The sequence below is a fragment of the Chromobacterium sp. IIBBL 290-4 genome, from assembly GCF_024207115.1.
Classification (GTDB): domain Bacteria; phylum Pseudomonadota; class Gammaproteobacteria; order Burkholderiales; family Chromobacteriaceae; genus Chromobacterium.
The window spans coordinates 4,700,447-4,726,058 of sequence record NZ_CP100128.1 but is presented as its reverse complement, the minus strand read 5'-3'; the positions used below and the strand labels follow the sequence as shown (position 1 = coordinate 4,726,058).

The 25,612-nt window shown below is 56.4% G+C and carries 23 protein-coding genes; 9 read left to right on the top strand and 14 right to left on the bottom strand.

The window, feature by feature from the left end:
• Positions 1-6: 6 nt before the first annotated feature.
• Genes NKT35_RS22265 through NKT35_RS22250 form a run of 4 tightly spaced genes read left to right on the top strand, consistent with a single transcriptional unit; the run spans position 7 to position 8,065 of the window.
• Positions 7-3,381 (top strand): conjugal transfer protein TraG N-terminal domain-containing protein, encoded by a 3,375-nt coding sequence (locus NKT35_RS22265; protein WP_254297408.1) that lies wholly within the window; start codon positions 7-9, stop codon positions 3,379-3,381.
• Entirely contained in the window at positions 3,365-4,300 is a 936-nt protein-coding gene (locus NKT35_RS22260) for an ankyrin repeat domain-containing protein (protein WP_254297406.1), read from the top strand. Before NKT35_RS22265 ends, NKT35_RS22260 begins: the two co-directional genes overlap by 17 nt.
• A 4-nt stretch (positions 4,301-4,304) precedes the next feature.
• Positions 4,305-7,319 (top strand): conjugal transfer protein TraG N-terminal domain-containing protein, encoded by a 3,015-nt coding sequence (locus NKT35_RS22255; RefSeq protein WP_371926406.1) that lies wholly within the window; start codon positions 4,305-4,307, stop codon positions 7,317-7,319.
• On the top strand, positions 7,316-8,065 hold the full coding sequence (locus NKT35_RS22250) for a hypothetical protein (protein WP_254297404.1): 750 nt from the start codon (positions 7,316-7,318) through the stop codon (positions 8,063-8,065). Before NKT35_RS22255 ends, NKT35_RS22250 begins: the two co-directional genes overlap by 4 nt.
• A 67-nt stretch (positions 8,066-8,132) precedes the next feature.
• Here the strand turns inward: NKT35_RS22250 and NKT35_RS22245 are convergent, their stop codons facing one another.
• On the bottom strand, positions 8,133-9,032 hold the full coding sequence (locus tag NKT35_RS22245; RefSeq protein ID WP_505190933.1) for a helix-turn-helix domain-containing protein: 900 nt from the start codon (positions 9,030-9,032) through the stop codon (positions 8,133-8,135).
• 635 nt (positions 9,033-9,667) lie between these two features.
• Between NKT35_RS22245 and NKT35_RS22240 the strand changes: the two genes are divergently transcribed.
• Positions 9,668-9,952, top strand: a complete 285-nt coding sequence (locus NKT35_RS22240; protein WP_254297399.1) for a hypothetical protein — start codon at positions 9,668-9,670, stop codon at positions 9,950-9,952.
• Positions 9,945-10,517, top strand: coding sequence for a hypothetical protein (locus NKT35_RS22235; RefSeq protein ID WP_254297397.1), 573 nt, complete (start codon positions 9,945-9,947; stop codon positions 10,515-10,517). The genes NKT35_RS22240 and NKT35_RS22235 overlap by 8 nt, the downstream gene beginning before the upstream one ends.
• Positions 10,518-10,609: 92 nt before the next feature.
• Here the strand turns inward: NKT35_RS22235 and NKT35_RS22230 are convergent, their stop codons facing one another.
• On the bottom strand, positions 10,610-11,272 hold the full coding sequence (locus tag NKT35_RS22230) for an AraC family transcriptional regulator (RefSeq protein ID WP_254297394.1): 663 nt from the start codon (positions 11,270-11,272) through the stop codon (positions 10,610-10,612).
• Between NKT35_RS22230 and NKT35_RS22225 the strand changes: the two genes are divergently transcribed.
• Complete coding sequence (locus NKT35_RS22225) at positions 11,257-11,466, top strand: hypothetical protein (protein WP_254297392.1); 210 nt, start codon at positions 11,257-11,259, stop codon at positions 11,464-11,466. The two genes, NKT35_RS22230 and NKT35_RS22225, sit on opposite strands and share 16 nt — an antisense overlap.
• A gap of 524 nt (positions 11,467-11,990) precedes the next feature.
• Here NKT35_RS22225 and NKT35_RS22220 read toward each other — a convergent pair.
• From NKT35_RS22220 to NKT35_RS22195, 6 genes are all read right to left on the bottom strand, one after another.
• Positions 11,991-13,157, bottom strand: coding sequence for a toll/interleukin-1 receptor domain-containing protein (locus NKT35_RS22220; protein WP_254297390.1), 1,167 nt, complete (start codon positions 13,155-13,157; stop codon positions 11,991-11,993).
• 298 nt (positions 13,158-13,455) lie between these two features.
• A complete protein-coding gene (locus NKT35_RS22215) occupies positions 13,456-13,860 on the bottom strand; it encodes a hypothetical protein (RefSeq protein ID WP_254297388.1) in 405 nt (134 codons plus the stop codon).
• Positions 13,861-14,457: a toll/interleukin-1 receptor domain-containing protein gene (locus tag NKT35_RS22210; protein ID WP_254297386.1), complete on the bottom strand. Its 597-nt coding sequence runs from the start codon at positions 14,455-14,457 to the stop codon at positions 13,861-13,863. It abuts the gene before it with no gap.
• Between the two features lie 784 nt (positions 14,458-15,241).
• Positions 15,242-18,043: a toprim domain-containing protein gene (locus NKT35_RS22205; protein ID WP_254297384.1), complete on the bottom strand. Its 2,802-nt coding sequence runs from the start codon at positions 18,041-18,043 to the stop codon at positions 15,242-15,244.
• A gap of 10 nt (positions 18,044-18,053) precedes the next feature.
• Positions 18,054-18,377 carry a DUF1484 family protein gene (locus NKT35_RS22200; protein ID WP_254297382.1) on the bottom strand — a complete coding sequence of 108 codons (324 nt, stop codon included), beginning with the start codon at positions 18,375-18,377 and terminating at the stop codon, positions 18,054-18,056.
• Complete coding sequence (locus NKT35_RS22195; protein ID WP_167359404.1) at positions 18,374-18,550, bottom strand: hypothetical protein; 177 nt, start codon at positions 18,548-18,550, stop codon at positions 18,374-18,376. The genes NKT35_RS22200 and NKT35_RS22195 overlap by 4 nt, the downstream gene beginning before the upstream one ends.
• 322 nt (positions 18,551-18,872) lie before the next feature.
• Here NKT35_RS22195 and NKT35_RS22190 point away from each other — a divergent pair, with 322 nt between their 5' ends.
• The gene (locus NKT35_RS22190; RefSeq protein ID WP_254297380.1) at positions 18,873-19,349 is read left to right on the top strand and encodes a hypothetical protein; all 477 of its coding nucleotides are present in this window, start codon (positions 18,873-18,875) and stop codon (positions 19,347-19,349) included.
• Between the two features lie 38 nt (positions 19,350-19,387).
• Here the strand turns inward: NKT35_RS22190 and NKT35_RS22185 are convergent, their stop codons facing one another.
• The 6 genes from NKT35_RS22185 to NKT35_RS22160 form a co-directional block, all read right to left on the bottom strand.
• A complete protein-coding gene (locus NKT35_RS22185) occupies positions 19,388-19,669 on the bottom strand; it encodes an Ogr/Delta-like zinc finger protein (RefSeq protein ID WP_254297378.1) in 282 nt (93 codons plus the stop codon).
• A 10-nt stretch (positions 19,670-19,679) separates the two neighbouring features.
• A complete protein-coding gene (locus tag NKT35_RS22180; protein ID WP_254297376.1) occupies positions 19,680-20,669 on the bottom strand; it encodes a P2 family phage major capsid protein in 990 nt (329 codons plus the stop codon).
• 14 nt (positions 20,670-20,683) lie between these two features.
• Positions 20,684-21,409 carry a hypothetical protein gene (locus NKT35_RS22175; protein ID WP_254297374.1) on the bottom strand — a complete coding sequence of 242 codons (726 nt, stop codon included), beginning with the start codon at positions 21,407-21,409 and terminating at the stop codon, positions 20,684-20,686.
• A gap of 30 nt (positions 21,410-21,439) precedes the next feature.
• A complete protein-coding gene (locus NKT35_RS22170; protein WP_199153865.1) occupies positions 21,440-21,658 on the bottom strand; it encodes a helix-turn-helix transcriptional regulator in 219 nt (72 codons plus the stop codon).
• A 755-nt stretch (positions 21,659-22,413) separates the two neighbouring features.
• Positions 22,414-23,010, bottom strand: a complete 597-nt coding sequence (locus NKT35_RS22165) for a hypothetical protein (RefSeq protein WP_071109814.1) — start codon at positions 23,008-23,010, stop codon at positions 22,414-22,416.
• The gene (locus NKT35_RS22160; RefSeq protein WP_071109815.1) at positions 22,997-24,190 is read right to left on the bottom strand and encodes a tyrosine-type recombinase/integrase; all 1,194 of its coding nucleotides are present in this window, start codon (positions 24,188-24,190) and stop codon (positions 22,997-22,999) included. The genes NKT35_RS22165 and NKT35_RS22160 overlap by 14 nt, the downstream gene beginning before the upstream one ends.
• Positions 24,191-24,659: 469 nt before the next feature.
• Between NKT35_RS22160 and NKT35_RS22155 the strand changes: the two genes are divergently transcribed.
• Positions 24,660-25,586, top strand: a complete 927-nt coding sequence (locus tag NKT35_RS22155; protein WP_254297372.1) for a 4-hydroxyproline epimerase — start codon at positions 24,660-24,662, stop codon at positions 25,584-25,586.
• Positions 25,587-25,612 lie beyond the last annotated feature (26 nt).

The window sequence follows — 25,612 nt, the reverse complement described above, 5'->3', positions numbered from 1 at the left end:
AACGCCATGTCGGTCACGGTCTACACCCTGGGAGATCCGCATGTGATGCGGGCGGCGCTGGAAGGGCTGGCGATGCTGTTCGGCCGAGGCAGCGTGTTCGCCAATGGCGCATCGTCGCTGGGTTTGGGGCCCGTCGCCGGTCTGGGCCTGCTGGTGACGCTGACGGCCGTGCTGGTGGGCGGCGTGCTGCGGCAGCAAGTCAATGTGCATCATGTGCTGTTGATGGCGGTGGCCTACGGCGTGGCCTTTGTGCCGACCGAGCGGGTGGTGGTGGAGAATCTGTATGCGATGGATGGCGGGCCGGCGGCGGTGGCGCCGGTGGATGGCGTGCCCATCGCCATCGCCTATACCGCAGCCTTCGCCTCCGGCCTGTCGCGCGAAGTGACCGAAGAATTGGAAACCGCATTCTCCGGAGTGGACGGACAGGAATCGGTGTTGACGCGGGACGGTTTCGCCCGTCCGCTGAGGCTGGCGCAGGGTTTGCGCCAGATAGGGCAAAGAGCCGGGCCCTTGCTGGGGGCGGACTATGTCGCCACGCTGAGCAGCTACGGCCGCTACTGCACGCATGACAGCAATGGCAACAGCCTGAATTACGTCGAACTGGGCCGCAGCGCCGCCGTGCTGGACTACCTGGCCAGCAGTCCGGTGCAGGGCTACAGCCAGGTCTGGGACGCCCGGCCTCCATACAGCGCGCCCTATCCCGGCCCCAGCCTGGTGCGGACCTGCCGCGAAACGGCGCAATGGCTGCGGGAGCGGGGCGTGCAGTGGCTGGGCAGCCAAAGCGACGACGGACTGGCCTTCAAGCTGGGCGTCGCGGTCGGCGCAAAGCCGGATTGCGGCAGCCAATGCCGGTTGTCGCCGATGGATGTGGATGACGCGCTGGAGCAGGCAATGGGCAACTTGCCGCTGTCGCGAGCGCAGATCCTGCAGAACATCGTCTTTGCGCCGCTGGTGATGCAGGCGCTGAAGCTGGGCAGCGCCCAGTCTGCGGATACCGCCTACACCATAGGGCTGCAGGAAAGCGGCGCGAGAGAAAGCGGTCCCGGCAGCATGTTCCGGGGCACGATCACCTACGCCATGAATATCTGCACCTTCCTGTTCGTCGCGTTCGCGCCGGTGATGGCGGTGGTGATGCTGCTGCTGGGGCTGCAAGGTATCCAGCTGCTGGCGCGCTACCTGCTGTTTGGGGTCTGGGTTTACAGCTGGCTGCCAGGGGCGGCGATCGTCAACGCCTATGTGCAACTGAGCATGCGGGAACAACTGGCCAATCTGGCGCATGGCACGGCGGATCCGATGGCGCTGTTCACGCCGGAAGCGCTGCGCGACTTTCACGCGCAGGTCGATGCGATGCTGGGGATGGCGGACACCTTGTTCACGGCGACGCCGATGATCACGATGATGCTGCTGACGGGCTCGCTGTATGGCATGGCGCAATTGGCGCAACGGGCCGGCGGCATGATGGCGGCCGGGATGTCGACAAGCGGAGCATCCGAGGGGGCCGCAGCGCCGCAGGCGGCGAGCGGCGGAATGTCCAGCCCCGCGCTGCTGGCGCCGCCGCCGATGAGCGCAGGGCTAGGCGGCCTGGGAGGCGGCTTGGCGGGCGGTGGTTTGCTGGCGGGGATGAGCGCGGCGCTGGCGCGACGCAGGGGAGGGGCCTCGGCGGTGGGAGCCTCGACAACAGGATGGGATGAAGGCGGCGGCGCTCGCGAGGCAGACAATGGCAGTGCGGGCAGTGCGCTGGCCAGCGGCGGCAGGGTCCAGGGTGGAGGCGGGGCGCTGGAATTGGCGCGGCAGTTTCAGCGGCAAGGCCATGGCGGCAGCGGGCAGTCGGCCTTGAGCGCGGTGCGGGGGATGATAGGCCGGCGGGCATCGGGAGCCGAGGCGGAGCGGCTGGAGCAGCAACTCGCCTCGAGCGAGCGGCAGGCCAAGGCGATGGGAGGCGGCGCATCGGAGGCGCTGGAGCTGTTCGCGCAGAAGCTGGATGGGGCGTTGGGGCGAGGGGATGGCGGAGCGGGCGCGCGGGCGGTGTTGGAGGAAATGGCGCAAGCTGGCGGGCATGCTGGCGCGCTGGCAGCTCTTAAAACCCAACAGGGTGGGGAGCCTTCCAGTCCCAAGGGCCAGGTGGCGCAACATACCGCGGGATCTGGCCCTTTGCCGCATAGGAGCAGTAGGCCCCCCGAGGGCGCGAAAAAAGTTCACGCAGCAAAAAAAGACGCCGCAGACAGAAAGGTGCGGCGACAAGCGCAAGAAGCGGCCGCTTTTGCCGCGAGGCAGGTGATGAGCTATGGCGGAGGGGCGCTGTCTGCTGGCGGGTCAGCGCCTCAGGCCGCCCCCCACGCCGCCATGTATGGCGGCTTGGCTCGCGCGGCGCAAGCTAGCCAAGCCCCGTCATCCAGCCAGGATAAGCAAGATCTGGCCAAATATGCTCGCCTGAATCAGCAATCCCAGCAATTGGCGAGGCAGCTTGCGGATCCGGCAAGCAGGAGCCGGCTTGCAGCCGGGCTGGGCGGAGAGAAGGCATTGAGTGAAATGGTTGAGGCCTACAAAGATGATTTGAAATCGGAGGATGTCTATCTGCACCGCCAATCCTCCAATCCTGTGACGCAAAGCCAGATCCGACAGATGGAATCGGCGCTGGCCGCCTTCGGCATTCATAGGCTGGGCGCGAACGAGCTGCTAAGTCGTGGACTGAGTCCATCGATGTTCGAGGATGCGAAAAGCGGCTTCGCCTCTGCGCTGTACCGGGATGAGGGCAGTGGCCGCTACACGGTGGCTTTTCGAGGCACAGAGGGTGAGACAAATGACATGGTTACCGATGCTTTGAACGCAGCGGGAGTGGTGACAAGTCAATACAGTTTGGCTGCAAATTTGGCAGTAGCCTTGTCAATGAATTCTGAATTTCAAGGGCATTTAAGTTATACCGGGCACTCTCTTGGTGGAGGCTTGGCTTCCATGGCATCAGCGCGAACGAGATCGCCTGCACGAACCTTCAACGCAGCGGGCTTGCATCAGGATGTGGTGCGGCAACTGGGCGGGACCCTGCAGGGGTTGAAACAAAGCGTCAAGGCCTACTATCTGGATGGCGAGATATTGCATCGGGCCCAAGGTTCGGCCGTGGCCGATACCTTGGTGAATCTGCTGTCGCCTTTGTCCCCTCAGAGCTTGGGCGGCCCTGGCGGCTTCGCGGACAGAGTGCCGGAAGCGGCCGGCCTGCAGATCCCGTTGTCGCCTTGGCTGGACGAAAAGCCGGTTGTCGGCACCTGGGCTCGGTTGAAGAATAGTCCCGACTTGCACAAAAACGGCAATGTCCTGAATACCTTGCAAAAGATATTAGGCGGCAGGGCCGCCAGAAATGGCCAACCATATGCGAAAAATCACTGAGTGTTTGTTGGGAGGGATCCTGGTGGCGGCATTGAGCGGATGCGAGGTACTGGCGGGCGAAGTGCAGTGCGCGGGTAGACCGCTTGGCCAAGCTTATCAGCAAGACCTGGCCACGCGACTGGCGAAAGCCGTGGCGGCTGGGGACGTAGAAGAGGTATTGCGGCAAATCCGGGGTGGGGCCGATCCTAATCATTTAGAGGACGGCGCCGTGCCGGTATTGATGTGGGCAATCTGCTCTGATCAACCGAAAACTTTCCAGGTCTTGCTGGAAAACGGTGCCGATCCCAATTTGCGAGGCCGCGGCGATGGGCTGGGATCCGGCAAAGGCCATGGCTTGAAAGAGGATCTGACGGTAATCGACGATGGCTTTTCCGCCATGGAGTTGGCGGCGGGAACGGCCGATCCCGCTTTTCTCAAGCAGGCGCTGAAACATGGCGGCGCGCCGAATAGCGATCGGAACCTGGAGCGGCCCAGGCCCAATGCGCCGCTATTGCTAGCGGCCTATTACGGCCTATTCGACAATATCAAGATTTTGCTGGCGGCCGGTGCGGATATTCACGTACATGAAAGCATAAACCTTTCATCTAGTGCGCCAGTGCTCGCAATTGGTGTTAGAGGCAGATTTGATATCGCATTGTGGCTGCTTGAGCACGGCTATCAATATCGCTTGCAGGAACTGGGGCGGGCGGCGGAGGGCAGCATGGTTTCAGAAGAGCAGCAGCCCTGGAAGGAGAAAACCATCCAGGCCTTGCGCGCCCGCGGCGTGGTTTTTCCTTGCTCTTACCTTTTGCTGAATGCGCTGAAAGAACGGGATATTCCGCAGTCGGCGATCGAAGACCTGATCATGGGGCGCAAATCCCTATACGACTTCCCGGAAAAAAACACGGCAGGCGGCGGCTCTGGCGCGGTGGCGGACTGAGCCCATGTCGGTCACGGTCTACACCCTGGGAGATCCGCATGTGATGCGGGCGGCGCTGGAAGGGCTGGCGATGCTGTTCGGCCGAGGCAGCGTGTTCGCCAATGGCGCATCGTCGCTGGGCTTGGGGCCCGTCGCCGGCCTGGGCCTGCTGGTGACGCTGACGGCCGCGCTGGTGGGTGGCGTGTTGCGGCAGCAAGTCAATGTGCATCATGTGTTGCTGATGGCGGTGGCCTACGGCGTGGCCTTCGTGCCGACCGAGCGGGTGGTGGTGGAGAATCTGTATGCGATGGATGGCGGGCCGGCGGCGGTGGCGCCGGTGGATGGCGTGCCCATCGCCATCGCCTATACCGCAGCCTTCGCCTCCGGCCTGTCGCGCGAAGTGACCGAAGAATTGGAAACCGCATTCTCCGGAGTGGACGGACAGGAATCGGTGTTGACGCGGGACGGTTTCGCCCGTCCGCTGAGGCTGGCGCAGGGTTTGCGCCAGATAGGGCAAAGAGCCGGGCCCTTGCTGGGGGCGGACTATGTCGCCACGCTGAGCAGCTACGGCCGCTACTGCACGCATGACAGCAATGGCAACAGCCTGAATTACGTCGAACTGGGCCGCAGCGCCGCCGTGCTGGACTACCTGGCCAGCAGTCCGGTGCAGGGCTACAGCCAGGTCTGGGACGCCCGGCCTCCATACAGCGCGCCCTATCCCGGCCCCAGCCTGGTGCGGACCTGCCGCGAAACGGCGCAATGGCTGCGGGAGCGGGGCGTGCAGTGGCTGGGCAGCCAAAGCGACGACGGACTGGCCTTCAAGCTGGGCGTCGCGGTCGGCGCAAAGCCGGATTGCGGCAGCCAATGCCGGTTGTCGCCGATGGATGTGGATGACGCGCTGGAGCAGGCAATGGGCAACTTGCCGCTGTCGCGAGCGCAGATCCTGCAGAACATCGTCTTTGCGCCGCTGGTGATGCAGGCGCTGAAGCTGGGCAGCGCCCAGTCTGCGGATACCGCCTACACCATAGGGCTGCAGGAAAGCGGCGCGAGAGAAAGCGGTCCCGGCAGCATGTTCCGGGGCACGATCACCTACGCCATGAATATCTGCACCTTCCTGTTCGTCGCGTTCGCGCCGGTGATGGCGGTGGTGATGCTGCTGCTGGGGCTGCAAGGTATCCAGCTGCTGGCGCGCTACCTGCTGTTTGGGGTCTGGGTTTACAGCTGGCTGCCAGGGGCGGCGATCGTCAACGCCTATGTGCAACTGAGCATGCGGGAACAACTGGCCAATCTGGCGCATGGCACGGCGGATCCGATGGCGCTGTTCACGCCGGAAGCGCTGCGCGACTTTCACGCGCAGGTCGATGCGATGCTGGGGATGGCGGACACCTTGTTCACGGCGACGCCGATGATCACGATGATGCTGCTGACGGGCTCGCTGTATGGCATGGCGCAATTGGCGCAACGGGCCGGCGGCATGATGGCGGCCGGGATGTCGACAAGCGGAGCATCCGAGGGGGCCGCAGCGCCGCAGGCGGCGAGCGGCGGAATGTCCAGCCCCGCGCTGCTGGCGCCGCCGCCGATGAGCGCAGGGCTAGGCGGCCTGGGAGGCGGCTTGGCGGGCGGTGGTTTGCTGGCGGGGATGAGCGCGGCGCTGGCGCGACGCAGGGGAGGGGCCTCGGCGGTGGGAGCCTCGACAACAGGATGGGATGAAGGCGGCGGCGCTCGCGAGGCAGACAATGGCAGTGCGGGCAGTGCGCTGGCCAGCGGCGGCAGGGTCCAGGGTGGAGGCGGGGCGCTGGAATTGGCGCGGCAGTTTCAGCGGCAAGGCCATGGCGGCAGCGGGCAGTCGGCCTTGAGCGCGGTGCGGGGGATGATAGGCCGGCGGGCATCGGGAGCCGAGGCGGAGCGGCTGGAGCAGCAACTCGCCTCGAGCGAGCGGCAGGCCAAGGCGATGGGAGGCGGCGCATCGGAGGCGCTGGAGCTGTTCGCGCAGAAGCTGGATGGGGCGTTGGGGCGAGGGGATGGCGGAGCGGGCGCGCGGGCGGTGTTGGAGGAGATGGCGCAAGCGGCCGGGTATTCGGCTTTACAGAGAAGTCAGCCCGAGCATGCGCAACAAGCCCAAGCAGCTAAAGCCGATGTGCAATTGGGCTCACTTCATCGCCGTAGCGAGCAACAGGAGATGAAGGGGTCTTTCAGTGGTGAATCGCTTGGCAGTCAGCCGGCAGGGATGGACTCACAAGGATTGATATCGAATGAGTCAGCCGAACTCAATAGCAGGCAGAGGACTGACCGTGTTTTCTCACGTCCGAATTTGATGAACTTGCCTGGTTGGCATTTTCAAGGAGAAGGTAGCGAGGAATTGAAGCAAGCCATGAGTATCTTGCAAGGCAGTCGTGATGCGCTTACAGGAAAGTGGGAGCCAAGCAAGGGTTTGGAGCTGGAACGAGCGCTACAACAGGTTGCCCATGCTCGTGGTTTGCCGATTGAGGAGATGGCAAGCAATTATAGTAAATTTGTCGGTTTATTTAGGGGGGCAGAAGATCGTGCCACTCAAAGAGGAGATTTTCAAACCGGTCCATTTCGAGAGGATGAAAAAGGAGAGGCGCGTGTTCCGTTATTGTCAATGAGGAAATCTGGGTCGATTCCAGATAATAGCTATCATATGGCCTCCAATAATCAACTACGCTTTGGAAAAATGGTTGGCGATGCAATGGGTCTGGATCCTGTATTCGGCGCATTGCTAAGCCCTACTGGAGGTATCGCGGGGCCGGGAAATAAGGAGATTGGCAATGCTGTGTACGCGGCAGGCGGTGGTCGCGAAGTCGTAACCAATCATGGCATTGCGCATGATGCGGCAGGGTACCTATTTAACTATCATGGTCGTGGGCCAGGCTATCATTATGTCCCTAATAATCCTGTCCAGATTTTGGATAAAGGCAATCCATTGGCCGGACAGGTGGATGGATTGGCATTTTTCCTTAATCTGAACAATACCGGGGACCCTGATAGTTCTATTCGAAGAAATGGGAATAGAAAATGAGCGCATTCCGTTTTCTTATAGTTATGCTTTTAGGGATTTTGGGACTAAGTGTTTCAGCTATGGGGGGCAGCATGAAGAATGGCAACTGGCGCTGGTATGAAGATAAAATGTCTATTGTGCCGGAGTATAATGTCTCCTATGTTCGTGGTGAAAAAGAAATTGTGATGTATGTCGTATTTCATGATGAGCATGATGCCATGTCAGTTAGGTTTGATGAACATAGCATTAGTGTCAATCATGTCATGATGGCAGGAATGGATAGTAAGAATGGCTATTATTATAAGGCAGCATTTCCCAAAGAGAGCAGTAATATTGAAGTGACGCTGCAGTTGAAAGGAAAGGTAATAAAGCAAAATATGGTCTTGCCTGCTTTGGCTGAGAAATCTTTACCTAGTGAGTATCGCAGGTTTCGAATATTGGAGTTGCCGCTTAATTATGATCCTCCCCCTTCAGAGGTTGAGCTTGATCTTTATGGTCTCACAATTCGAGGAGCGAAGGGGGAGGGAGATGGCTATCTGAATACTAGGGTGATTGATAAGGCTTCTCATGAGGCTAGCAAGCGTCCGCAGAGGAGTGAGCAAGGAGTTTTATTAAGAGATCTTGGCGATACCTGCCCACCTCCAGGAGTGTATTCTGCAAATTTGTATAGAATGCAGGATGTGAACTTGCCTGCGATATTAAATGCCAAGCGTGGAGGTGTTGTACGTCTGTTTCATGAGGTTAATTTCACTATTCAGGTGAAGTAGAGCTTTGATAGAGTGCCGTTTAATTGTTGTTGATTAAACGGCCTGCAATAAATGTATGGAGTGGATTCTAAAATGGTTGAGTGGTTTGTGTCGGTAAGGGGGTAATTTGGTCTGCTGCCTGAATGATATCCATTACCGGGTTGGTTCGCGCGCCACTCTCATAAAGTTGGGTCATTAATATTTTTCCTGATAGAGGCCAGATGTTCCAAGTGTGTAATGAAGGGGTGATGCCGTTCCAGATCTTGTCAATGCGCATGGTTTCATAGGATGCATTGACTCTGGATTCTATGGTTGTATTCCATTGGAAGTCTTCTTTGCAAAGAATGCCGGTGGAGACGTAAATTTGAGCGATTGGTTGTTTTAATATTTCAGCCAGCTTTTCTATATGAACACGCTTTAAGGCTGTGAGGGGGCGTTTCTGATTTAAAATGCCTCTTAGGAAAGTTACTGATATGGAAAGATAATCTGCTGTTTGATTGATTGTCCAATTGTTTTCTGAAATGATTTTACGCAACTTGTTCAGGAAGTCATTTTGAACTTGCTTCTTTTCTATGTTTGATGAGATTTGTGTGTGTGCAAAGTGATTGGTTTGATTAATTCCATCTAGTAAAAAGCAAATGGACAGCCGAAGCTCAAGTGGCCATGTGGACCACTCTATTTCATCGGGAAGGATGTTTTTTAGCTCGTTTGATAGTTGCAATGTTTTGAAGTGACTCAACATCCTATGGTCAAGGTTGTCTTGGGTGGAGAAGTCGCTAATTTTCAATATGCCGCTAAGTAAATAAACCTGTGAAACTGGAGCGTCGATGAACTCTGCTATTTTTTTCAGGATGTCTGCGCTTATCTCAGATACAGGCCTCCGTCCCCACATTAGTGCTTCCAAATATGCGCGAGTGATTCCAAGGATTTCTGCAACTTCCTTTTGGGTGATGCCAAGTCGTTTTGCTCGATAAACCAGCATCCACATGAGCTGTCCTCCCAGGAGGTCAGCATCCTCAAGTGCTGTTACACCCTTAGATAGGCGAGGTTTCGGCATGGCTTTCTTTCTGTGCTTTGATTAAGTAAGAGTTGTTGATAAAGAATAAACTTTTTTTGTTGACTTTGCTACTTTCAATACACTCAGCAATCGCGGCCTCTCCTTTGTTGTGTTGTTTTGAACGAAAGATTGCTATTTAAGATTTTGATTGTAAGCAATTGTTTTTATTGGGAAATTTATTCTATTGGCAATGGTTTTTGTGTTGGGGCGTCAAGATGGAAGCAAATTGTTAACTTATGAGGAATTTCTGACATTTAATTTCAAATGGGCGTATTTGATGATCATCGTGCCTGTGATTTTTATTGAGACAGTCGTCTGATGGACATGACTGGATAATATGTGATTTTGCTATGTTATTGGTATGACTTTAATGCTTTTGAAATGAGGTAATTTAACGGGTGCAGTGTTTTTGCATGCGGTGCTGCATTTTCAGTATTTTATGTCTTGACTTTTATGTGCGGGCGATTTTGGTAGATAATTTTAATATGTTGTCAAGTTTATGTTCGATTGTGTTTCAATCTCCAATGTTTGTGCCCGGGTAGTTATTTAAAATAAAGGAGGAGAAAATGTGGGCCGTGATGGAAAATCACTCTGAATTAAATGAAGGGAATAATCTGGTTGCCGACGGTGCTGTTGATGATTTGGAGCTTCCTTTTGAGCTGGAGGTGGGGAGGGAGGGATTTGAAAAGCATGGCGGCAATGTGGTTGTGGCTATCAACAGTTTGCCGCACGAGGCGTTGAATGTAATATTGTATTTCGCTTATTTAAATGCGAATCAGGATGTGAAATCGATGATAGAATATTATGGGAAAGAGATAGATAAGCGATTTCAGGAGCATGGTGATGGCTGAAAAGGATGGGAAGTGGGACGGTGTTGAACGCTGGTTATCTGGCATGAAACCAACTGTGGGCTATGTGAGAATGGTGGTGTGTGATGAAGGGAATGTTGAAGGAGGTGTCGTGGCAGAGGAGAGTCCTAAGGCAACGCAATCACTCCACTCTAGTCATCTCTTACTCCGAGAATTGTTGGAAAGATCTGGAATAGGGCATAAAGAATTTGCAGAATCCATTGGCATTGGGTTGAGCAGGCTGTCTTCTTACCTTTACGGTAGGACTAAGCAGGTGCCCAATCATATTATTGAGCAAGCTCAGAATATTTGTGATTCTAAGACACAAGAAATGCAACAGCTCGAGCGGTGGTATGAGAGCACGGATATGGTGGAAATTATACAGGGCTGGGCCTCTAGGTTAGGAATGGAGAATGGTAGTCCAAAGGAGATGTCTTCTATCTTATCCGTTTCATTGGCTAGTTATTCTCGCTGGGTAAATGGGGTGATTCGCCCTCCATTCAAAAAATATTTGGATTGTGAAGGTTTGGTTAGGGCGGAAGTGGCTAGAAGAAATTTGGAAAAGTAGAGCAGTCGAGGCATGCCCGCGTGTTAGAAGTATAGAGTGGTCACGTGGATGTATAACAATGGCAAAGGTTTTTAGCGGCGCCTCCAGCCACATTAGCTGCCGCTTTTCCCCAGCTCTTGCCGATACTGTCGCGGCGTCAGGCCGGTCAAGGCCTTGAACTGGCGGCTGAAGGCGCTGTGGTCGGTATAGCCGCAGCGCAGGGCCACTTCGGTGATGGCCATTTCCAGATGCAACAAGCGATGCGCATGCTCCAGTCTGGCCTTGAGTATCATTTGCCGCGGCGACAGGTGGAACACCTTTTTGCAATAGCGCTCCAGCTGGGCGGTGGACATGCCGGCGATGGCGGTGAGTTCCGCCATTGAAATCGGCTGGCTGAAGCGGCGGCGGATGAATTCGTCCACCTCCGCCAGGCGGGTGTAAGCCGGGTGCGTCTTGCTGGCCGGCTGCAAATCCAGCGAGATGCCGATCAGGCCGATGATGTCTTCCTGCCGGTTGTACAAGGGCCATTTGTAGGTCAGGCACCAGCCTGGCTCCCGGCTTTTGAACAGATGCAGTTCCAGCTGGCCCTCCAGCACCTGGCCATCCTGCAGCACCTTGATATCCTGTGCCGTGTAGACCTGTCCCAGCTGGATGGGAAACACTTCGGCGCTGGTTTTGCCCAGCAGCGGCGGCAAGTCCTTCAGGCCGCAGCGCTGCGCCAGCGTCTGGTTGGCGCAGAGATAGCGCCTGGCGGTCCTTGATGAAGATGGCCGCATTGGGGATCAGGTCCAGCACCGGCATCAGCGGGGCAACGCCCGCCAGCAACTCTTCCATCGTCGCCGGACGGAATCCGTCCCGCCAGCTGGCGATGGATTCCAGAGTCTCTCTCGAAAACGTCATTCAATTTGTTGAAACTATTGAAGTATTTTTTATTTTAAAAATTAAATACCAACAAATGTACCAACATTGATGCGTCTTTGGTCAAAGACAGCTCTCTTGGACTCAAGACGGTGTGAAGGTCGGTAGTCTTTGAAGGGATCGAATTGGTTTTCTAATGTATTGAATTTATTTAGTTTAATTTTTTCAAGCCATTTCATCGTCCCCGACAGGAATGGAATTGGTATTTCAAGTTATTGATATTTAATATATTTCTTTTGTATCGATTTTTTAAATGCCCCCATCGATGCCCCCAGCGCTGAGTCATTGCCATTGTTGAATGGCAACGTTCGACCCATAGCGGACGAATACCACCCAAAACCAGCCACGAAGAAAACCCAATGGTGGGCGATCTCGCCGCAAACCGGCAGCCCGTCGAATAACGATTGCCGAAGGCCAAACAAAGAACCACTGGAATTTATTGAAATGGGCTTGATTATCAACAATGCTCAGTGATAGTTAATCATCGTCACACATTCGGCGCAATACGCTACACTTCGAGTGCGCCTTTACGGCCTTAACGTTAGATTCAGGCCACAGCCCGCCAGGAATGATTTGTTATGTGCGTAATTTTTCAGCATCAAATTCTGAAATGGATAAGTTCTTCCCAGTAATCATATGATTAAGGGCGCTAAATCTTGTTTTTCCGCCGCTAAGGTTTATGCAATATATTTGTTTTGATATATTTTCAGCATGAGAAATTTCCATTTCAACCCATTTTGACTTTATTTCTCCATCTTGGCCTATGGAGTTATCTGTTATTACGAGCAATAAGTACTTTGATTGTTCAATTCTTTTCTTTAGTACAACCTCTGTATATTCACTTGCCAGATCTCGTTTCAGGAAGTCATTATCATTTGTCCAGTCACAGTAAACGCTTATGTTTTTTGAGTTGAGCTCATTTTTTATACTGATCACCAACTTTGAATCTAGGTAGCTATGAGATATAAATACATCATAAGCCTTCTGGCTTTGGATGGAGTTCCTTTCAATTCTATCTGCCAAGTCCTTTGGCGTTACGTCAAAGGCTTCTCGTTCAGTCATATAAGACTTTGACTTCCCTTTAAAGCGCTTCCTGAGTTTTACAAATTCTCCCATTTTTTGCAAGTGTGAGAATGCCATGCGTCTTATTTGATCATTTCTCTCGCTGTCGTTTAACTTATGAAAGAATTGGATTGATTTTTCGCATTCATATTTTTTGAGTTCATTGAATATTTCCACTTTGTCTTGCGTTGTTGAGCCTTTTTTGTGATAGGCATAAATAAAAATATCAATATGCAGCGGCTCAATTGCTTGCACTAAAGTTCGTGCATTGCGTGATTTTTCATTGTGAGAGTTTGTATTTTTATTTCTTTGCTCTTCTAGCGCATTAATGGCCAGCATTCTTCTTTCATGAGAGAATTCTGATTTATGGGTTTTTCTTACACCTGCTGATAAAAGGTGTTTTGCTTTTGGAAGATTTAGCAGGAAGGCAATGGGTTCTTCATGGAAATATCTTGCCTTCTTGCCAACGTTTTGAAGAAAGCTGTCTTTTTTTTTATAGCTTTCGTATCTCTTGTTTAATCTGATCCAGCCTAGAGGAAAATAATATTTATATAGGTCAATAATGGTTTGCTCAGTGTACTCCGATGGTAACGCCGCTGAAATTTGACTCAATGGTCTTGTGAATTCCCTTTTGAATGCTTGTGTTTCTGAAAAATATTTACGTTTAAGCATGCCTGCCATAAGTTAACCGATTACGATTGATTTTGAGATAAAAATTAACACTGCAAGAGGAATATAGACCCCCGAGCAGAAAGTGAATTTATGGCCATGGCTTGATGACTTGGCATTTTTTCTCTTGGATTGACCGAGCAAGGATTGGTTGTTTTTAAATAATTGCCATATAAATTCTGCGCGAACTCATTGTATGCCTTTCTAAAGCATTTTCTAATGAAAGATAACATGAATCTAAGAGAGAAAATCATTGTTTGGAATAGTGCTATCTATGCGTAATAGGGTTAAGCCTCATGCACTATGTAAATCATGGCTTCATGATGAAGAACATCGCAAACAAAACTATTGCGATGACGGCTCCGTGAAATATAAGCAATGTTTTTGAAAAAGCCGCACAGCAGATGGAGGCAACGTCATTACGAACAATCGTTGTGTCCATTGTAAATTTTTCGCTTGAAATCCTACCTGAAGCAACGCCTTCGTATAGCTTCCTAAACAACCGTTCTTGATGAAGAAAGTAGGAATCAAGAACCCAAAAAACTATCACAGGAAAATATGCAATTAATACAAATTTGAAATTTGCATCCTTAGCAGACAAGGCAAATATTGCAGCAACAAGTGTCACACTCCATCCCTTGAGGAGGAAAGAGTTTGCTCCCATTCTAGAAATTACTCCTTGGATAAAACCAAGATGTGCAATAGTCTTTTCCATTTATCCTTCCCTCCATGAAATATGAGAATTTGGGGTTGAGACCCATTCATCGTATGAAATATATCTTGAGCTGCTCTTCCTAACCCAAAGCGTCTCTTTTCTATTTTCATCCGGTTGTTTTACTACGTATGGGTATAGGCCGAGATACTCTTGTCCGGAATAACTATTGCTCGTAGATGTCGCTTGAATTGGCACGATCGCAACTTTTTCCTTCTTTCCATCGAAGAATCCACATTCCCACGGCATCCATCGTGATGATTCAGCATTAGAAGTTGTAACAAAGAATAGTGACTTTGATGAGTTCATTCTTTGCCGAAGCTTGTCTGCTGTTTTCGCAGTGACTGTAGATCGATCCATTTGAGGATCTTCTATCCAATCTACGTACACTGTGTATCCTAGGTCCTCTAGAATTCCTTTCATTCCTAAAATTAGTTCAGCATCACGGATACTGTGTGAAAGGAAAATGTCGTAGGTTTTAGATGGTGTGTACGAGGCGCAGGCCTCAAGAACAATCTGACTTGCCTTCTTGACTGTGCCAGACTTACGAACCTCTGCCTGCGCTCGCTGGCGAACACTTGCTTCTGTAAATAGTGCCATGCACTACAACTCCTTTCATGAGGCGTAGTATTTGATTCACTGCCACCGATTTTGAATCGAAGATTAAACCAATCAATCTATACTTTGAATGGCTGCTCTTGGCCGTTAGCTGTTGATTGTAAACCGCACTTTCCCCCTCGCCCAGCCAGGCACCCACACCTAAAATCCCTCCGAAACCGTGGATTGACCCCTAAGTCATTGTCCTGCAATGGCTTTTCGTCCACGGTTTGTCCACCACCTCTCCCCCCGATTCCGTGGGTACGCCAGAAACCTCAATAAAATCAATGCCATGAAGGGAAGGGCGAATCCACCATTTCCACCACATCGGCCGGTAAACCCGTGGATTAATTTTTAAGCAGCGCTCCGAAACCGTGGATGGCCCCTTGCTTCCTTTTTCACTGCTTTTCTTCCCTATCTCTTTGTTTTTTATAAAAGAAGAAGAGAAGAAGAGGGGCGAAGCCGTAAAACGGCGATGTGGAAGAATTGGGGCAAACCGTGGAAGTGGGAGGTGAAACCGTGGATTTCAGAGGGCAAACCGTGGATGGGTTGTTCTCAACAATCAATGACTTAGGCTGTGAAGAGGGGGCAATCCACGGAATTTTTTCACATCCTCCCACACCCAATGGCGCGGAAACCGGCAGATTCCGGCCGTTCTTGCTGGTTTTTGCGTGCCATTGTCATATTCCATGTAGGGAAGGGTTTGCTGTTGCGCAGTTTGAACGGGGCAAAGCGTGACAGCCCACACAAGGCGGGCTGTCGAGGGGGAGGGCGGACAGGTTTGGGTTTAAGACTGGACGTCCGGCGCGGCGTAGAGGCCCAGCTTTTCCAGCTGCGCCAGGCTGATGGCGGTCAGATGGCCCTGGCGGCGGCCGTGGATGGTCTTTTCTACGCCGTCGGCCAGCACCACCGGGCTTTGCAGCAGCTGGTTCTTGAAGATGCGGCCGGTCTTCACCGGCAGCGCGTCGAACTTGGCGCGCAGATGCGGCGCGGTGGAGAGATGGTCCATCACATGGTTGGGCCGGATGAACAGCGCCATTTCGGTGTGGCCGTCGGCCTGCTTCACCCGGTCCCAGCAGTGCGGGTAGTCGTAGCGCCTGGCCTCCAGCTCGGACAGCAGGATTTCCATGATCCACACCCAGGGCAGGCGGCTGCCGTCGGTGTCCACGATGTGGCTGTTCATCTCGGCCAGCAGGTCTTCAATGAAGCCGCCTTGCTGCGGGTCGAGGTCGGCGAACTCGCACAGCAAGGCCCAGCTGCACAGCAGGGCGGCGTAGTTCTCCATCATCCGCCGCGCGGTGGCGTCGCCGGTCGGCGCGCGGCTGTGCCGTTCGCACACGCCCAGGTAATGGCGATGCAGATCGCGCAGCCGGGCCGGCTCAAGATCGGCCAGGAATTGCAGCCACGGCCACAGCGGAAAGACCGGCAGATCATGCGGAATGATCGCCCCTTGCCGCTCTTTCGACAGGCTGCTGCGGCACAGCTTGGATTGCAGGCTTTGTGCGTCCACTTCCTCGCCGGCCAGCAGCACGGGGGCGCACATCAGATAAGGCGTCAGGCTGGCGCCCACGCGGGTGAACTCAAAGCGGTAGGTCGATTGCAGCAGCGCGTCGATGTCCGACAGCACCGTCTTCGGCAGCTTGGAGAATTCATCCCAGCCCACCGGCTGCGAAGTGAACGACACCGACGCCCGCCGGCGGTGGTCGGTTTTCAGCATCTGGCCGGACAGCACCTGAAACGCCAGGGTGGTTTGCAGACTCTCCAGCAGCTTGGATTTGCCCGATCCCTTCTCGGCCTGCATCTGGAAGTGCGGATAGAAGCCCAGCAGGTTCTTCAGATGCGTGCCCAGGCCCCAGACCAGCACGATGGCGGCCGCATTGTCGCGGAAGGTGTCCTGATACGCTTGAATCACCGTCCGCGCCTGCTGCTGCGTGCCGCGCGGGAAGGTCAGGTTGTAGTAGAGGCATTGTTTCTGCGGCTCGACGAAATAGCAGTCTTGCCCCTCCTGCGCCGCCAGCGCGCCGGCCTTCCACGACAGGCCGACGAAGTTGACCACATCGCGCGCGCCCAGGTCGGCCGCCCGCTCCATCAGATTGACCAGGCGTTGGAACTGCGCCGGCTTCCAGATCGCGCCGAAACGCCCTTTCCACCATTCCAGGTTGTATAGCTTGTCGTCGGTGGCCACTTCCCGATGCAATACCGTGCCATGACGCGCCAGCTGGGCGCTGATGCCGAACACCGTTTCCGGCTGATGGTCGGCCGCGCCGCTGATGGTGGCCAAGTGGCTCTGAATGCGCAGCCGCGACAGGCTGGCCACGCGGAAGGAACACAGATCGCCCAGGGTTTCCGAGCGCTTGCCGTCATCGTCGGTCTTGAACTCGTCCACGTATTGGGTGAAATCCTCCTTCACCCGGAAGCGCCAGTACACCGCGAAATCATGACCTGGCAGCTGCACCCGCCGCGTGCCTTCCAAACGCTCGCCGCCGCCCGGCATGCCCGGCACCAGCCACGGCTCCAGCTTGCGCAAGCGCGCGGTCAGCTCGTCCTTGCCATGGCGCTGCAGCACATCGTTGATGTCCTCGCCTTCGTCCCATTCCTGCATGTCCACCAGCAAGTGGCCGATGTCGGCGGCAATCAGCTTCTCCGACAAGCGCCAGGCGGCGGCCAAGCCCGGCCGCAAGCCGGTGGCCGGGTTGACCGGGTCGCTGTGGTCCAGCGCCACCAGCACCCGCTTGCCGCGCAAGGCGGTCCAGTCGATGCTGTCCACGTTGCCGACGCCGCGCAGCGCCAGCGCCGCCACATCGGATGACGCGCAGCACTCCACCGACAAGGCATTGATCGGACTTTCCACGATCACCACCATCCGCGCCCGCTTCAGCCGTGCCGGATCGCTGCACCAGCCATGGCCCTCGCGCGCGCCCTGGCATTGCGTCTTCACGCCGCCATTCAAGGCCGGATCGACATAGCGCAGGTCCACCGCCGCCAGCCGGCCGCCGCTGCGCACCAGAAAGGCGACGGCCGCGCCGCCATGGCCCACTTCGCCGGCGGCGATCTTGGCGCTGTGCCAATCGTTCCAGCCCAGCGTCTTGCCCTGGATGGCGCGGCGGATCACTGCTTCGTCTATGCCTCGGCCGGCCAGGTAAGTCAGGGCCGAATCGGCTTGAGCCAGGCAGCGCTCGGCGATGTAGTCGAGGGTGGATTTGCGCGCTGGCGCGGCCCTTTCCTTCATCGCCGGTTTCGGTTGCGGCATGCCGTACCAGTCACCCAGCAGCCGCGCGGCCGCCAGTGGGGTGTCCAGCTCCGGCCGGCAGTAGCGCAGCAAGTCGATGCAGCTGCCGCCGGCGTCGCCGCTCCAGTCCTTCCAGCCGCGGCCGTCGGCGAAGATCGACAGCGAGGCGCTGCTGTCCGGGTGATGCGGGCTGTGATAGTTGCCCTTGCCCTGGCGTTTCAGGCCCAGCCGGGCCGCCAGGTCGTGCAAGTCGATGTTGTCTTTCAACTGGTCGAACCACTGGCCAAGCGCCGTTTGCGAACCGCCAGACAAGCCGGGGGCGTCTCGCCCGGTGCGCGGGAGAGGGTTTCTTGCGTTCATGGTCTTGTCCTTAGAGCAGTTGGCCGATGTCGGCGCTGGCGTCGATGACTTGCTGCTGCAGCGGAGCCAGCAGCCCGGCCAAGCGCTGCGCCGGCAGCGGTTGGTCCTCGGCGCAGTCCAGCAGCTCGACCAGCCCTTGCAGGCCGTCGCCGGTGCGAGATAGACGCGACACGCCGGCGCTGACGGTGTGTTCGATGCCCTGGCACAGCGCGGCCAGCTGGTGCAGCGGCTCGCGCAAGGCGGCGTGTTCGGGGGTGTCGGCCAGCAATTGCAGCTGGGCCAATTGGTGATGGACGGCAGACAACGCCAGCGGGGCGAGAATAAGGGCGCTCATGCGATCACCTCCACGGCGAAACCGGCGGCAGTGCGGTGAATCAAGGCGCGTTGACCCTGGGCAACCAGCAAAGCGGCGAGCGCGCGGGCTTGGGCCTCGTTGGGCAGCGTGGAAACGGGACGGGTGACTTGCGGAAATAGGGCGCGGAAAGCGCGCAGGATGATGCCAGGCATGGGAACCTCCTTCGTAAGCGTTACGCTTGCCATCCCGACGCCAATCGGGGGTGGCAGGCACAAGGCGGGATTGGCGTACCGGTACGAAGGAACCGGCGCGTGCATGCACGCTCCCACCAAGGCCCGCCATAGAAGAAGACGTACCAATGGTGTTTAACGGACGTAAAAAATGCCGCAATAGGCGGCTATCCGCCTTCGTAATCAGGACGCCAATCCCGGTCGCGCTATTGAACACGACGCGGTAATGGTGCGGGAATCGGGCAGGGCTGTCAAGCATGTGATTCACATATTGCGTTTGAGCGGTGCATTTCATCGGGATATAATGGCGCTGGATGATTGGAGTTGGTTTTGTTGTACCCAAGGCCCTGGCAGGGGCCTTTTTATTTTTGGAGTGGTGATGCACGAATTATTTGGCGATGTGGCATGTCCTAAATGTGGCAAAGCGGGAGGCGTTAAAGTCAGGACGAGCCGCCCGGTAACTGAAAAATTTATCGAATATTATTTGCGTTGCAAACATTGCCAAGAAAAGATGAAAGCGGTCTGGTCGTTTGAAGGGAGTATTTGGCCAAGCAAACTTTGGGATGAGCAAAAGATACGCAGTGAATTTAAACCCTGGCAGGTGGCTGAGCATATTGATGAAATTCATAAGGTTTATATTGAGCGGGCTAGCGAGGCTAAGGCTAATATCGCTAGGCTTAAGGCTGAGCTGAAAGCGGCCAAGCTCGAAGCCGAGAAAGTTGACCAAACTTTTGATTTGTTGCTGAGCATCGGTCTTGAATATAATTTCAGTGAAACCTAACCCGTAGAAATGGCCCGCCCTCCAGCGGGCCATTTTCATTACTCCAAGACGCGGTGTTGAATCCGGCCAGGCGTTATGGTCAGCGCCTGCGGGGCTGGCGGTTGGGCCGCGCTCGGCAACTTGCGCAGCCGCTCCGGCGGTATCTGCGCACCGCCCTTGATCGGCTGGGCCACGGTGCGCGGTTCGCCCTCCATCGTCTTGTACTGGTGGCAGCAGTCGTCATTGCTGCAGTTGTAGTAAATCTCCTTGGCGGTGGCGGACAGCATGCGACTGGTGCGGACCCGTGACATCGCGCCGCACAGCGGGCAGGGAAAGGCCATCTCTGTCTCCTCAATCCACGATTTCCACTTCTTCAATCAGCGCGCAGGCGGCCAGGTTCTCGATGACGTAGGCGTCGGCGCTGGAGTGGTAGAACAGCACGCTGTTGATGGACGGTTCTTCCTGATAGCGGTAGCGCATGGCGTGCTGATAGAAGTACAGCGACAGGTTGTCGAGTCGGGTAATCAGGATGCTGTCGCCAGGGAAGAAGGCGGCCGTGGCCGCTTGCAGGCCGCCCAGGCGCTGCTTGTGAAATACCAGATCATTCCACGGCTCGGCCTGGCCGCTTGGCTCGCATACCGCGTCCGGCAGCAGGTCCGCGCCGACCAGCGCCACCAACAGCGGATCATCGCGCCAGGCCGGCGCCAGCAGATTGTTGACGGCATGGCGCACCAGGCGGTGCAGGCTGCGGAAGCGCTGGCCTTCGCCGACGCGCACGCGCTCCAGGCAGGCTTTGGGCGCTTGCTCGCGGATTTGCTGCAGCCAGCCGATATTGACGTCCTGCAGCTGCGGATGCTGCTCGCGGTCAGAGTCCTGGGCGCGCATCAGGCCACGGAAGCCGATCATCACCCGATCCAACAAGATGCGGCGCTCTAGCGTCTGCCGCGCCCGCGCTTCGAACAAGGCTTGGTCCTGCGCCTCGTTCATCCAGGCGTCCAAGGTGGCGTAATCAAACGCGGCGTCAAAGTTGGTCTGTTGGCAGACATACTGCGCCGGCCGCCAGGTCTGTTGCGCCGGCTGGCGCGGATGGCGGTTGGTATCCACCGTGGCGGCCAAGGTGCCGGCGATGTCGAAGTTCTGAGAGCGGCCTTTGATCTCGGGCACGCCCAGCACATTGATGGCGGACAGCAGCCGGCTCTTGGCTTTCAGCGCCTGAATGCGGGCCTGCGCGGCTTGCGGCTCCGGGGCGGCATGGCAAATGCCTGGGGATTGATGCGCGTCCATATGGCTGAAGTAGCGGCCGATGAAGTGGTCCAGAGCTTGGCGGGTCGTGTTTTGCATGATGCGGTGCTCGCTTAACGGTTGATCAGGGCTTGGTATTGCGCGTCGCGCTCGGCTTGATAGCGCATGCGGGTGATGGGGCTCTGGTGCTGGGTGGAGGGCGTCGCCAGCGCCGGCAGCGGCTTATTGAGCAGGGTCAGCAAGTCGTCCGGTTCCGCCTGCGCGGCGGATTTCAGCGCCTGTTGCAGCTCGCCGGGCTGCAGCGCGGCATAGAGTTCATCGTGATTTCTGCGCAGCTCGGCGCGGCCGAACAGCCGCTCGATGCACGCCTTCGGCGCTTCAGCCAACAGCAGCGCCAGCACCGGCAGCTGTTGCCCCCATTGCGCGATCTGGTCGTCCAGCACCGCGTCCCAATACTGGCGGCGCAGCGCGTCGCGCTCCTGCACCAGGGCTTGGCGCTGCTCGAACAGCGCCTCCTGCTGCACTTCCGCTTGAATCTTTTCTTCCTCGGCGATCTTCAGCGTTTCTTCGGCCAATTCCAGGTTGGCCATTTCCTTGCTCTTCAGCTCGCGCACTGCCTTGGTGGGGATGCCCAAGGTCGAGCGCATCGCCTGGCGGCAGTCCTTGCGCGCTTGCTCGGCTTCGCTGCGCAGCGCTTCGGCGGTTTGGACACGGCGGGCGGCGTTGTCGGCCAGCGCCTGCCAGGCATTGAGGTCTTGCTCGAAGGCGGCCAGGCGTTCAGTCAGGGCGGCGACGGCGAAAGCGACGGTTTCTTGGGTGTTGGGATTTTGAATATGCATGTTCTGAGTCCGGGTGCGGGGTTATGGGTTTTAGGCGTGGCGCGCCGCGATGCGATCCACCATCCAGGCGTCGATTTCGGACGACAGCCAGGCCACGCTTTTGCCGCCCAGCGGCACCGGAGCCGGAAAGCTGCCGCGCTTGATGGCGTCGTATACCGACGAGCGGGATAAGCCGCAGGTGGAAATGACTTCCGGCAAGCGCATAAAGCGCAGCGGCTGGGCGGTGAGCGAAGGGGCAATGGCGGTCATTGGATTTGTCCTTATCGTTTGATCTGAATATCTGTGGATGCAATCGGATACGCCGATCAGCGAATGCAGTATTTCAGAAATTTCAAATCGAGTTTGGCGGGCTTGTTGTGTGGAATCGCCACACAACAACGAAACTTGAAAAGTCAGAAAAACTCAGTTTTGGCTATTGACGAGAGGAGGGAAAAGCAAAATAGACAGCGGAAAATGTGAATCACTAAACAGCATCGGAAGCATACGGACGCCACCGGACATACTTGGCGGCAGATTTAAGCGGGAAGATATAGAGAAGGGTAGAAACCTCAGTCAGCCAAAACGGCAACTGCATGCATAGACTGCATGAAAGCGCATGAATCAGGGCAGGGGAAAGTCTACGCGCCAGCCTATACAGCAAGGGGCTGGCGCGGGTTCATGCAGGTGCATGATTAGCGGCACATGAAGCGTGGGGGCGAGGCGGGGCTTCGATGGCGCGCGCTGGGGGCTGGCGGTAAAAAGAGGCCGTTAATGCCCTGTAGCGCTGCCTAGTGCGGCAAACCTGCGGGACAGTTCATTGTAGGGTGGCGTTCAGTGGCGGGTGTTTATGAGGCAGGCAGGTGGTGAAACTTGAGCGTTAGCCTGAAATGGCAGGAGTCGACCCAAAGTGGACGCTCACAGCAGATGGTGTGATAGACCACTTTGACCGAATTGCTGGCGTAGGCAAGTTGGCTTGCAGAGCGTTCCATTCAGGCAGAGAACCCATTGCGTGATTGACCGGAGTTTCAGGGGTGGATAGCAAACGACGAAAACATCTGCGCATAAAAGACTCGATGCGAGTCATAGTCCTCCTTGGTTGTAACCAACGAAATACTCGCATATATATCCCCGGCACTCTTGCAAGCAACAATGTAGTAAGTAATGAACTTGTCCCCTGGCCACCGCCCCTCGTACTCACGAATAACACCGCCATCATTTCCAAGAGAACGTTCCTGTCCGACCTGCTTGTAGATCCCCATATCTCCGACGCCCTGGTAACGGGCTCCTGAGAACTCAGACAACTCTGGGCGTCGCTCAATCCGATAAGCCATACCACTAAGATGTGGGCCATCATTCGGTGCGCTTGCGGTGAAATTTTCTCCCGTCCCAATCACCCAATCAGTTGGCACCATTACAGAGAAAACACGTGAGGGACCGAACTGTTCCTGCATTTGGATCAATACCTCAGTTGCATTCGCCCTGATGCCGATGACTGAAAGAAGGATAGCGAGTAGTTTTCGCATGCTATAAATTTCACAATTAGAAAATGGGTTAAAGTCAATTGCAATGACCGCAAATGGCCGGAAGCAGCCGTATTTTTCTGCCTTGCTAAGCGAGGCCATTCTCTTGATGCCTACCTAAGAATTCAGCCCACCACTGCATCATCTTTCTACGCTCTTCCAGATACTCCGCCCGGTGGTAAGCCGCACGAACCTTGTTGCGCTCTGCATGCGCGAGCTGCTTCTCTATGATATCTGGATCGAAGCCTTCTTCGTTAAGAACTGTCGAGGCCAGGGCGCGGAAGCCGTGTGGGGTTGCTGTACCTTTGTAGCCCATGCGGCCCATGGCATAGCCCAGCGTGTTCTCGGACATCGGCTTCTTAAGGTCTGTCACCGCAGGGAAGAGCAGCGCGCTTTTGCCGGTGAGCGGGCGTAGTTCTTTCAGCAGTTCCAGCGCCTGGCGCGATAGCGGTACAAGGTGAGGCTCGCGCATCTTCATGCGCTCGGCTGGGATACGCCATTCGGCGCGTTCTTCATCAAATTCTTCCCAGCGTGCGGCGCGCAGTTCGCCAGGGCGGACAAAGGTCAGCATCAGCAGATGCATGGCAATGCGTGTCGGGATGTAGAGTGGTTCGGCCGCCAGGCGGCGGTAGAACTCGCGCAGCTCGCCGCGTGGCAGCGCTGGGCGGTGTTCCACCTTCTTTGCGCGTATCGCGCCTGTAAGGTCCGTTGCCGGGTTGTGGACGGCTCGGCCGGTCTGGATGGCATAGCGGATGACGGCGCTGATCCGTTGCAGCACTCGTTGGGCGGTTTCCACAGCGCCGCGTTTTTCTATTTTGCGGATGGTATCCAAGATCATCGGCGCGGTGAGTTGGGAAACCGGCTGTTTTCCGAGGTCGGGGAAGGCGTCAGCCTTAAGGGAGTCGAGGATTCTGACAGCGTGGTCATCGGTCCAGCGTGGCAGCTGTTTGTCGTACCACTCGCGGGCGACAATCTCGAAGGAGTTTTCAACGGTGAGCTGTCTCTCGCGCTTCTGCTCTTTCTTGGCTGCGTTGGGGTCGGTCCCGGCGGCCAGCAGTTTGCGCGCGGCTTCGCGCTTATCGCGCGCGTCTTTCAACGAAGTGGCGGGGTAGACGCCGAAGGAGAGGGTTTTTTGCTTGCCGTCGAAGCGGTAGGCCATGCGCCAGTACTTCGCCCCGTTGGGCATGACCCAAAGAAAGAGGCTGCCGCCATCTGCCAGCTTGGCAGGCTTGCCGTCTTCTCTTGGCTTGGCATTGCGGATGGCGGTGTCTGTAAGCGGCATGTTGGCATTTCCTGCTGTTGGTATCAGCAGTGATGGTATCTTCGTACCAATATATATACCAACATTTTGCGCCGGCTTTGGCTGGATTGCGCTGGACGGAAATGGACAACAAAAAACCCGCAAAGCCTTGTGCTGAGCGGGTTTCCTGGTACTTCTTGGACTCTCTCGGAGTGATCGCTGGTGCCCAGAGTCGCACCCGTCATCGCTCCTGCCTTTCTCGCGACGCAAACGCCGCCATCCCGAATGTCCCTGCGCGCGCCATCGCGGCCGCCGTGCCCTAGCCAGCGCCTGAAAACGTGAATTGTGCCGATTTCGTCATCGCCACTGATGATAGCCATCAAGATTGTCGGCGGCAACGCGGCCATGCTAGCGAGGTGGCGGCGAATGCGGCTGCGGCGCGCGGATGCAATGGCATCCATGCCCTGCGCAGCGGCCGGCCGAGATGACGGTTTTCTGAATGGACAGGCGAATGAAACAGCTAGAGATCATCGATTCCCACACCGGTGGCGAGCCCACCCGGCTGGTGCTGAGCGGATTCCCCCCCTTGGCGGGCGCCGCCATGGCGGACCAGCGCGATGAATTGCGCGAGCGGCACGATAAATGGCGCCGCGCCTGCCTGCTGGAGCCGCGCGGCAGCGATGTGTTGGTGGGCGCGCTGTATTGCGAGCCGGTTTCGGCCGACGCCGTGTGCGGGGTGATTTTCTTCAACAACACCGGCTACCTGGGCATGTGCGGCCACGGCACCATAGGCCTGATCGCCTCCTTGCATTACCTGGGGCGCATCGCGCCCGGCACGCACCGGATCGATACCCCGGTGGGACCGGTCAGCGCCGTCTTGCATGAGGACGGCGCGGTGACGCTGCGCAATGTGCCGGCCTACCGCTACCGCCGGCAGGCGGCAGTGGAGGTGCCCGGCCATGGCCGAGTAGTGGGGGACATCGCCTGGGGCGGCAACTGGTTTTTCCTGGTGGCCGAGCATGGCCTGAGCGTGCGGCTGGACAATGTCGAGGAGCTGAGCGCGTTTTCCTGGGCCGTGCTGCAGGCGCTGGAAGCGCAGGGCGTCACCGGCGCCGACGGCGCGCGCATCGATCATGTCGAACTGTTCGCCGACGACGAGCACGCCGACAGCCGCAACTTTGTCATGTGCCCGGGCAAGGCCTATGACCGTTCTCCCTGCGGCACCGGCACCAGCGCCAAGCTGGCCTGCCTGGCCGCTGACGGCAAGCTGGCCGAAGGCGAGCGCTGGGTGCAGGCCGGCATCACCGGCAGCCGCTTCACCGGCCATTACCAGCGCGAAGGCGATTTCATCCGCCCCTATATCACCGGCCGCGCCCACATCACCGCCCGCGGCGCGCTGCTGATCGACGAAGAAGATCCATTCGCGTGGGGCATCTGAACCCGTATTTCCCTGTTTTTCCAATG